The organism is Streptomyces glomeratus (genome assembly GCF_021462825.1).
GTDB lineage: Bacteria > Actinomycetota > Actinomycetes > Streptomycetales > Streptomycetaceae > Streptomyces > Streptomyces glomeratus.
In genome coordinates this window covers 1-8897 of the sequence record NZ_JAKEEB010000072.1, presented here as the reverse complement: position 1 = coordinate 8897, position 8897 = coordinate 1, and the positions used below count along the sequence as shown (strand labels likewise).

9 protein-coding genes and 2 pseudogenes are annotated in these 8897 nt (G+C 70.0%); 5 read left to right on the top strand and 6 right to left on the bottom strand.

What is annotated here, in order from left to right; all coding sequences use genetic code 11:
* Positions 1 to 114: 114 nt before the first annotated feature.
* Positions 115 to 1260: a PP2C family protein-serine/threonine phosphatase gene (locus LZ604_RS35015; RefSeq protein WP_234520230.1), complete on the bottom strand. Its 1146-nt coding sequence runs from the start codon at positions 1258 to 1260 to the stop codon at positions 115 to 117.
* A gap of 132 nt (positions 1261 to 1392) precedes the next feature.
* Here LZ604_RS35015 and LZ604_RS35010 point away from each other — a divergent pair.
* From LZ604_RS35010 to LZ604_RS34990, 5 genes and pseudogenes are all read left to right on the top strand, one after another.
* A pseudogene (locus tag LZ604_RS35010) lies at positions 1393 to 1642 on the top strand (SpoIIE family protein phosphatase); the annotation flags it as partial.
* Between the two features lie 327 nt (positions 1643 to 1969).
* Positions 1970 to 2393: pseudogene (locus LZ604_RS35005) on the top strand (transposase); the annotation flags it as partial.
* A 548-nt stretch (positions 2394 to 2941) separates the two neighbouring features.
* Positions 2942 to 3373, top strand: a complete 432-nt coding sequence (locus LZ604_RS35000) for a recombinase family protein (RefSeq protein ID WP_234520229.1) — start codon at positions 2942 to 2944, stop codon at positions 3371 to 3373.
* Entirely contained in the window at positions 3370 to 3552 is a 183-nt protein-coding gene (locus LZ604_RS34995; RefSeq protein WP_234520227.1) for a hypothetical protein, read from the top strand. The genes LZ604_RS35000 and LZ604_RS34995 overlap by 4 nt, the downstream gene beginning before the upstream one ends.
* A gap of 42 nt (positions 3553 to 3594) precedes the next feature.
* Positions 3595 to 4068 carry an ATP-binding protein gene (locus LZ604_RS34990; protein WP_234520225.1) on the top strand — a complete coding sequence of 158 codons (474 nt, stop codon included), beginning with the start codon at positions 3595 to 3597 and terminating at the stop codon, positions 4066 to 4068.
* 466 nt (positions 4069 to 4534) lie between these two features.
* Here the strand turns inward: LZ604_RS34990 and LZ604_RS34985 are convergent, their stop codons facing one another.
* The 5 genes from LZ604_RS34985 to LZ604_RS34965 all read right to left on the bottom strand — a co-directional run bounded on the left by LZ604_RS34985 (position 4535) and on the right by LZ604_RS34965 (position 8535).
* Positions 4535 to 4882 (bottom strand): STAS domain-containing protein, encoded by a 348-nt coding sequence (locus LZ604_RS34985; protein ID WP_267972218.1) that lies wholly within the window; start codon positions 4880 to 4882, stop codon positions 4535 to 4537.
* A gap of 450 nt (positions 4883 to 5332) precedes the next feature.
* Positions 5333 to 5599 carry a DUF4235 domain-containing protein gene (locus tag LZ604_RS34980; protein ID WP_234520231.1) on the bottom strand — a complete coding sequence of 89 codons (267 nt, stop codon included), beginning with the start codon at positions 5597 to 5599 and terminating at the stop codon, positions 5333 to 5335.
* A 325-nt stretch (positions 5600 to 5924) separates the two neighbouring features.
* On the bottom strand, positions 5925 to 6974 hold the full coding sequence (locus tag LZ604_RS34975) for a YihY/virulence factor BrkB family protein (protein ID WP_234520221.1): 1050 nt from the start codon (positions 6972 to 6974) through the stop codon (positions 5925 to 5927).
* A 356-nt stretch (positions 6975 to 7330) separates the two neighbouring features.
* Positions 7331 to 8374 carry a hypothetical protein gene (locus LZ604_RS34970; protein ID WP_234520219.1) on the bottom strand — a complete coding sequence of 348 codons (1044 nt, stop codon included), beginning with the start codon at positions 8372 to 8374 and terminating at the stop codon, positions 7331 to 7333.
* Complete coding sequence (locus tag LZ604_RS34965) at positions 8335 to 8535, bottom strand: hypothetical protein (RefSeq protein ID WP_234520217.1); 201 nt, start codon at positions 8533 to 8535, stop codon at positions 8335 to 8337. Before LZ604_RS34965 ends, LZ604_RS34970 begins: the two co-directional genes overlap by 40 nt.
* Between the last annotated feature and the right edge of the window lie 362 nt (positions 8536 to 8897).

The window sequence follows — 8897 nt, the reverse complement described above, 5'->3', positions numbered from 1 at the left end:
CCTCATCGGAGACGCTCATATCACAACAACGAGCCGAATCACGCGAAGCAACACGTTGATTCTCTGCGAGCCCTTAGTCCGGGGGCGCCGGCCCAGCAGCGTTCTCGACTCCGCTCAGGCGGCCGCCGGTGCCTGGCCGCGCTGGGCGATCATCATGGCCATGTCGTCGTCGAGTAGACCGCCCACATAGGCCCGCAGGTCGGCGGTGATCTGCTTCAGGAGCGGCCCGGGGGCGTGGTCGACCCACCTCGCGAGGCGGTCGGCGAGCGGGTAGAAGGTGCCCGCGCCGTCGCGGGTCTCGGTGACGCCGTCGGTGTAGAGCAGGATCCTGTCCCCCTCGTGGAAGGGGAAGGTCGCCGCCGTATACGTGTCGTCGGACATGGCGCCGAGGCCGAGCGGCGGGGCGGGTTCGCTCACCTGGAGCGCGGTGACGGTCCCGGTCGCCCGGCCCAGCAGCAGGGGCGGCGGATGGCCGCAGCTGATCATGTGCACCACCGGCTCGTCGTCCGGGATGTCGAGCACCACGGCGGTCACGAAACGTTCGGCGGCGTCGGGCTCGCATTCCGAGAGCTCCGCGAGGCCCCAGCGGACGGCGTCCTCGAGGTAGGCGACCAGCTCCGTCAGCGGGATCCGCCGATGGGCCGCAGCGCGGAAAGCACCCAGCACGATCGCCGTGTCGCTGATCGAGGCGAGGCCCTTGCCCCGGACGTCACCCATGATCAGTCGGGTGGAGTCGGAGGTACGGGCCGCGGCGTAGAGGTCGCCGCCTATGTAGGTGTCGGCCTCGGCGCTGTGGTACTCCGCGGCGAGGGACACCGGCCCGGCCCGCCGGGGGAGCGGGCGCATGACGACCCGCTGTGCGGTGTCGGAAACGGTGCGCGCTCTGCTCAGTTCCCGTTGGTGCCGGTCCCGCAGGTGGGTGAAGGCGAACAGCAGGGCGGAGAGCACAGTGAGCGAAGCGAGTTCGACCAGCACACTCTCGGTGCCCAGGGTCCGCCGCTCCGCCCCCGCGGCGATCAGCGCGAGTATCGCGAGGCCACCGATCAGGGCCGTGGGGCGCGGGCCCGCGCCCATGGCGGTCACCGCCGTGGCGACGACCAGGAGGTGGGCGAGGTGGATGTCCGGAGGCAGGAACGCGTCGGCCGCCGGGATGGAGACGATCAGAGCCAGGGGGACGACCAGGAAGAGCGGGTGCAGCGCCGCCCGGCTCCAGACCTTGAGGACCCTGGTCACGGATGTCGTGGTGGTCGCAACGCTCATTCCTGCTCCCATCATGCCGGCCTGGTGAGTGGCCGCGGTGGGCGAGAGACGCCCTCGCGGGGGAGGGGGCCGACCGGCACATCCCTCACCTTTGTGAACAGATCGGAGGTGCGCTGTATGCCGGGCGTCGAACAGCCTGCCGGCGTCTCCCGCCCCCAGGCCGACCTGACCTTCACTCCCGGCGATACCTTCGTGCTCTACACCGACGGCCTCATCGAACGCCGCGGCGAGGACATCGACGCCGGCCTCCAACGCCTCACTGACGCCCTCGCCCGGCTATGCCCGCCACAGCCCCGAACACCTCGCCGACGCCCTGCTCGCGCACCTCGGCGTCAGCAGCGGCGCCCGCGACGACATCGCCCTGATCGTTGTCCGTCTATGACCCGCACCGCCAGCTGAGCGCAATAGGTGGCGAACCCCGCCAACGCGCCACATCGAAGTCAGGGCCGCGATGGCCAACTATCTCTGAGCAAAATGGCCAACCGCCATTGAGCGCCGACCGCCGACCAGCACAATTCCCGGCCTCTCTGGCCACCTATCGCCGGAGGTCGCACCGGCGACCCGCCCAGGTGTCTGAGTCTGAGCTTGTTGTTTAACCTCGGGGGTCACCCGACCTGCTGATCTGCGGTTCTTCCCGGGACAGTCGAGGCGGCCGTTCTTCACGCTTCGAGATGTTGAGTAACGAAGTGCGAGAGAACGGCCGCTGCCTATGAGTCTGCCTGTCCCTGGGTCCGCGGGTGACGCGTTGGACGTCCTGTCCCGCTTTCGGGTCGAGTTCTACGAGTGTCTGTACGCCCGCGCGGACGCGCTCTTCGAGCTGACCGACGCGATCTTGTGCAAGGACGGGCCTGTACAGACTTTGGTCGATCGACCTGAGTCTGGAGGCCGAGCACCGGCGCGGGCACGGCGCCCTCTACCAGGCGCTGAACGCCGGCTGGGCCGAGCCGTCCCGGCTGAGGAGCCTGCTGGCCTCACTGCCCGTGCCGCGTGCGGTCGACGGCCGGATCGTGCTGGCGGTGGACGTCTCCACCTGGTTGCGGCCGGACGCCGAGACCAGTCCCGACCGGCTGTTCTGCCACGTCTACGGACGCGGCCGCAGCAAGGACCAGTTCATCTGCGATGTGCCGTCTTCGTGGCAGTGAGCCAGTTGGGGACGTACCATCCCATGACAGCCTCGAGGTCGCGAAGTACCACCGCCGTGTCAGTGGCAAGCACCAGCCACCGGCCGACGACCAGCAGAAACACGCTCCTCCCGCTCAACCCTGACTGACACGTTCTCACTGACATGAGGCCGACACATCGCATCCACTTCTACCGAAACGAAGCGAGCCGTGGCGGCCCGGCACTCCGATCCCGGCGCCGCTCGACGCGGAGGCCCCGAGTGCGGACATCCGGATCGGCTACGCCCGCTGCTCGACTCTCGGCCAGGAACTCGACAGCCAGTTGGACGCGCTCGCCGCGAAGAACATCCCCCGGGACAAGATCTTCGCTGAGAAGATCAGCACCCGGTGCGGGTCCGTCCCAAGTTCGAACAGGCGCTGGCAGCCGCCCGGGAGATCAAGGCGCACGCCCCGCACTGCCGGGTGATCTTCACGGTGTACGAGATGAAGCGGCTCGGCCGCGACGCCGCCGAGCTGACCGCGCTCGCCGACCACCTCGCGCCCACGGCCTGGTCCTGGAGATGCTCGCCGGACCCCTGGCCGGGACCTACGATGCAGCCGGGCACGGCCGCCTGCTGTTCGCGTTCTTCGCCGCGATGGCGGAGACCGAGCGGCAGAACATCCGCGAGTCGACGCTGGAAGGGCTCGATGCCGCGGCCCGCAAGGGCAAGCACGGCGGCCAGCCGCCGGTCATCACCGACGACATGCTCCACACCGTCCTGCGCCGCCGCGCGCACGGCGAGACAGTCGAGCAGATCCAGCCCGATCTGATCATCCCCACCGGCAAGCGCAAGGGACAGAACCCGAGCCTGTCCAGCATCTACCGGGCACTCGCCGAACATGCCAAGCGGCAGGCGTATCCGGAAGCAGTCGAACAGGCGCACGCCGACTTCGCCGCCCTCCAGAGCGCCGGGAGCATTCCGGACCAGATGGCGGGGAGCGTGAACGCATGATCTACGGTCTTCACCGTGCGAAGGGCGCCCCAGCTCTCGGGGCTCTGCTCGGCGAGGACGGCCCCTTCGGTAGACGCCCCGTCCTGGGCGAGGACGCTGACACCAAGGCCCGCGCAGACGACACCGACACCACCTCCCTGCCCGACCCGGCCGCGCCTGATGTGAAGGTTCGGGGGTAAACGAGCGAAGCACGTTTGGGCACGGGGGCGAGGCGGAGCGGCATGGATCAGACAGCAGACGGCGAAGACGGGCAATCGTTGCTGGGGGACGTCATCTCGGCGTCCGGTGCGTTCGAGGGCAGTGAAGACATCGCCGTCGCCCGGGACCTCGCCCGTGGATTCCTCACCGATGTGCAGGCCGTCCACGGGCTGCCGGTCTCCGGACGGGCGATGGGCATGGTGCAGCTCGTGGTCAGCGAGCTGGTCACCAACGCCCGCAAGTACGCACCCGGCCCGTGCCTGCTGACCCTGGAAGTCAACGGCGGAGCGGTCGAGGTGACCGTATGGGACAACAACCCGACCCCACCGCAGATCCTCGCGCCCAACCCGACCCGGATCGGCCAGCACGGGCTGGAGATCGTGATGGCCGTCGGGCAGACCTTCGCCATCCACCGCGAACCGGTGGGCAAGCGGATCACCTCGGCGATCGTGCTGGCCGACGACCCCGGTCCTGACCCAGTCGGCCGCCAGCTGTGACGGCGTGAGACGAAGGCGGGCGGTCACGCACCGGCCGCCGGCTTCTCCGCCAGCACCACGGTGCCGTTCCCGTCCGGCGTCTCCACCACCGTGTGCCCGCGCTGGACCAGCAGGCCCCCACCGCGGCCTGCGCCACCACCCGCATCCCGTCGCTGGGCGCCCCACGCTGATCTGCCGCCAGCGCGGTGAACCCGTGGGAGGCCGTCCAGCTCACCAGCACACCCGCGGGCGTCTCGCCCACCTTCAGCCCCGGCGTGGTGTCGTCCGCCTCATCGACGACATGGAAGCCCGCCAGCTTCAGGACATGGCGAACCCGTCCAACGAGCTCGGGATGAACGGCAGCACCGGCCTCGCCTGCCCCAAAAGAGTCGGATCATGCCATCAGATGCTGCCGATCCTCCAAGCAGCTCACGACCATGATCAATCTCAACACCAACCACGGTTCCATCGATCGTCCCGGAGCCGGTCATGCTGCCCGCTTCAACAACAGAGGTCCTGCTTCCGTCAGTTGGAACAACCGGGCGACCACGGGCGCGACCGGGCCACTCACGCAGAAACAGGATCCTGCCCGCCATGCGCGAGCACGGACATCCAGCAGGACGGACAGGCCCGAGCAGTCGCAGAACTCCACCCGGCCGAAGTCGACCTCGATATACCGGGCCCCGCTGGACACAGCGGTGTCCAGCTCTGCCCTGAGCCGGGGCAGCGTCTCAAAGTCCACCTCGCCCACCACCGGCACTGTCACCCGGTCGCCCGCCCTCACGCTGGACACACGCAGTCGACGATCAGCTTTTCGCCGTTGCCCTATCCCCATGACCTCAGCCTGCCCGAGCCCTCAGCAGGCAAAAGCGAGGCCAGCCGAGTTCACACAACCTTCAGAAGCATCGTCCTGACCAGTGGCGCATCTGGTCAGTCGGGCCGGCCAGGGTGGGTTCGCAGTTGCCGCCAGCAGCGCTGGACGTGTTCCTCGGCGTCCTTCACGGCTGACCCCGCGGCCTCGTCCGGCGCTGCGGGTGGGGTCTGGCCGGGTGCGGGTGCGGAGCGGCGCCACGGAGGCCGAGCGGCGCTGGCGCCATGGCGGTTTCGTGACGGCTGGGTGGCGGCCCACCGTGCGGCCAGGATGACGCCGATGGCTGCCGCGGCACACAGCGCGGGCAACGCGTGGGGAAGCGGACACGGCCTGGGACCTTTCCGTACGGGGAAGAACCTCGCAGGGGGGTGCCGGTATCCACGTCACACCGGCACCCCCGTCTCGCCTTGGATGTCAGCCGGGCCAAGTGCCGGTCAGACGGCGTGTGGTGGCGGCGCCGGCTCGGTCGACGGCGGCCTTGACCCCGGCGAAGATCGCGCCCTGCAAGGTGGCGGCGAGCAGCACCTCGCTCCAGGCGCGCTCCTCGTCGGTGGCGTCGGGGGCGTCCTCGTCGTGGCCGAGCATCTTCCACGCCTGCTTGGACACGGCTCCGGCGAGCATGCCGCTGACGGCTCCCAGGGCCAGACCGACCGGCTTGTAGGCGATCTTCGAGGCCTTCATCCGCTCACCCCTTCGTACGGCGACATGCCAGCCATACCAGGACGGCCACGCCGGCTGCCGCAGCAGGGCGCGGTTGTCCCGCGCCGCCTGCGCCCCCTGGGCTGCCTTCTGCCGCACCGGTTCGGGAGGCCGCGCCGCACCACAGCTTGCTCCCCTCCGCTGCCTCCTTCACCACTGACAGCGTCCGGTGAAGGCCGGGTGACGCACTGGCAGCGAGCCGCTTGGTCAGGCTGCGGTCTGTCTCACGAATCCCTGCCAGCAACCTCATACCCTGCGGGTATCCCATAGATCACCGGACATTCCCGGCAGCGGCGCTGGGCCGCAGTCAGGTCTCGTCCAGGAGGCGCCGGTCTTCCTCGTCCCATTTGCGGGTGTCGCGGGGCTGGGTGTACGGCTCAGCCTCCGGCGGATGCCCGCCCGCGACGGCCCGCTGCCGCACGGTCTCGGCGTCGAACTCCAGGCCCAGCAGGATCGCCAGGTTGGTGATCCACAGCCAGACCAGAAAGACGATCACACCGGCCATCGTGCCGTAGGTCTTGTTGTAGGAGGGGAAGTTGGCGACGTAGAACGCGAAGCCGGCGGAGGCGACCATCCAGATCACAAGGGCCAGGAAGCTGCCCGGAGTGACCCACCTGAATCCCTTGACCCTGGCGTTGGGGCTCGCCCAGTACAGGATCGCGATCATGACAGTGACCAGCACGACCAGCACCGGCCACTTGGCGATCGACCACACTGTCAGTGCCGTGTCCCCGATCCCGAGCGCCTGTCCGGCCTGGCGGGCCAGGGAGCCGGTGAAGACGACGATCAGCGCGCTGATCACGGCCAGCACCATCAGCACGACCGTGACCCCGACCCGCACCGGTAGGACCTTCCACACCGGACGGCCCTCGGGCATGTCGTAGACGGCGTTGGAGGTACGGATGAACGCCGCCACGTACCCGGACGCCGACCAGATCGCCAACGCCAGGCCGACAATGGCCATGACCGATCCGACACCGGCGTTGCCCTGCAACTGCTGAACGGCCCCGGTGATGATGTTGCGGGCCGAGCCCGGGGCGAACTGCTTGAGGTTGTCCAACACCGCGCCGGTGGCCGACTTCCCGGCGAGGCCCAGCAAGGAGACCAACGCCAGCAGCGCGGGGAACAGCGACAGCACCCCGTAGTACGTCAAGGCCGCGGCGCGGTCGGTCAACTCGTCGTCCTTGAACTCCTTCAGCGTCCCCTTGAAAACTCTGCCCCACGATCGCCTGGGCAGCTTGGTCGGGGCGTCCGGGGCACGCCGTTCGACCTCCGGACCCGGCCCGGCCTCCTGCGGCGCCAGCACCTCGTCATCGCGGTGAGAATCTTTTCGCCCTGGAAGATGCAGCTTCGCCATACCCGCCGAGTAACCTCGAGCCAAGCCCTTAACGCCGCTCAAAAGCACGGCACCCCGCTGCTGCCTCTCGGCGACGCCGGGCCGCTGGGAGCCAGCCACCGTCCGACGGCAAGGGCCCCACCCTTCACATCGCGTCGTCGGCAGCACGCTACCGGCACCGGACCCACCCCCGAAGACCGATGCCCAGGCCGTCACGCTCAGCTACTTGCCGGGTGGCGGCAGCAATACGAGAGCAGGGCCGTGACGGCGTGAGACCCGGGCGGCCGGGTAGCCATCCGGAGCCGGTCGGGGAAGGGTCCTCACACCTGGAGGGAGGTCGAAGGGTCTTTCCCTGCCGGCAGAATCGGGGAGCCCGGTCACGGACCGGCCGCTGATCCCTCCGCCAGCACCACGATGCCGTTCCCGTCCAGCGTCTCGGCCACCGTGTGCCCGCGCTGGACCAGCAGGCCCGCCACCGCCGCCTGCACCACCACCCGCATCCCATCGCTCCACGCCCCAGGCTGATCTGCCGCCAGCGCGGTGAACCCGTGCGACGTCGTCCAGCTCACCAGCACGCCCGCGGGCGCCTCGCTCACCCGCAGCCCCGGCGTGCTGTCGTCCGCCTGGTCGACGACATGGAAGCCCGCCAGCTTCAGGGCATAACGAACCGTCCAACGAGCTGGGGACAAACGGACGGCACCCGACTCGCCATCCCCGAAGGAATCGGACCATGCCATCGGCTGCTGCGGACCCAATCGACGCAGCTCCCGCCGCCGGGCTGACGGAGGACGATGCCCTTCCCAGGCGAGCCGGTCGTCGGCGGCTTCGTCCCGGCTCCGCCGCCGAGTGACGGCCGCGGCGGCCCGGCCGACGTGCACCCAGGTGAGCGAGCCCCCGATCCCCGGCCCCGGCGAAACCGCGTGGCGACCTGCACGGACGCCCGGGAATAGCCCTCTGGCTCGCGCAACAGTAGGCGCCTCCCTCGTCGCAACGGGTAGGGCGACGGCCTCGCCGTCGACGGCGAGCACGGCGCCGGTCAGGGCCTCGGCGGCCGCCAGGTCGGGCACGCCGAACGGGCAGACGTCGATGACGTGCGCCAGGACGTCGGCGCGGTTGACGGACTTTCGTGACTCGGTCAGGCCGCCGTCGCGCCGCCAGATGAACGCGGCGATCTCCTGCGGGGAGGGCATGACCGGGCCGCCGCCGGGGCCTGCCACAGACGGGCCGTCGGGTCCTTCAGGGCCAGTGATCGCGCGGCGGATCATCGCGTCGACGTCGTCGACGACCTCCTCGGCGCGGGCCCACCAGGCGGCCCGCACGTCGGCCCGGGTGGTGGTGCTGTCCTTGGCCTCGGGAGACGTGGCTTTCCCGAGGTGATCGCCTACCGGGCCGTCGTCACAGTGATCGGGACGTCGGAGCATCGGGAGCTGGCGAGTGCGTCCCGTACCGGCAGGGTGACGGTTTCCCCAGGCTCGGCGGCGGAGGCAGCGTCGGCGGTCGTCGGGATCAGGAGGGCGGCGAGCACGGCGGTCGCTACGGCGAAGCGGGCCAGACGCACGAGGCGGGTCCTCTCGAAGGTCACGGACGTGTACACCCGGCCGCTCTCGGAACGTGGGAACGTCCTCCCCGCCGACGCGGGGGTGCTTCCGTTGGTCGGGCCCTTATCGGTGCCGAAGCCCGAGTGCTCCCCGCCGACGCGGGGGCCGGACCCCTGACGGGGCCCGCGACGGTCGGGTGCGGGGCCGGCGGCCCCGGGGGACGGGTGCGGCGAGGGTGCGGCGCGCCACGGCCCCGTGCCGCGTCTGCCGGGCGCCAAAAAAAAGGGGGGAGCCGCCCCGGGGACGTGCACCACGACGTCGGCCGACGACGGGGCGGGAGGCGGAGCCACCACGGGACGCATGCCAAGGCCGGCGTCCACACTCCAAGGCTCGAGCCGAACCGCCG

Excerpts from the sequence above, each read along its gene's own strand:
- LZ604_RS34985 (WP_267972218.1), bottom strand. The coding sequence starts at position 4,882 with ATGGGGATAGGGCAACGGCGAAAAGCTGATCGTCGACTGCGTGTGTCC.
- LZ604_RS35000 (WP_234520229.1), top strand. The coding sequence starts at position 2,942 with ATGCTCGCCGGACCCCTGGCCGGGACCTACGATGCAGCCGGGCACGGC.
- LZ604_RS34975 (WP_234520221.1), bottom strand. The coding sequence starts at position 6,974 with ATGGCGAAGCTGCATCTTCCAGGGCGAAAAGATTCTCACCGCGATGAC.
- LZ604_RS34970 (WP_234520219.1), bottom strand. The coding sequence starts at position 8,374 with ATGCTCCGACGTCCCGATCACTGTGACGACGGCCCGGTAGGCGATCAC.
- LZ604_RS35015 (WP_234520230.1), bottom strand. The coding sequence starts at position 1,260 with ATGAGCGTTGCGACCACCACGACATCCGTGACCAGGGTCCTCAAGGTC.
- LZ604_RS34995 (WP_234520227.1), top strand. The coding sequence starts at position 3,370 with ATGATCTACGGTCTTCACCGTGCGAAGGGCGCCCCAGCTCTCGGGGCT.
- LZ604_RS34980 (WP_234520231.1), bottom strand. The coding sequence starts at position 5,599 with ATGAAGGCCTCGAAGATCGCCTACAAGCCGGTCGGTCTGGCCCTGGGA.
- LZ604_RS34990 (WP_234520225.1), top strand. The coding sequence starts at position 3,595 with ATGGATCAGACAGCAGACGGCGAAGACGGGCAATCGTTGCTGGGGGAC.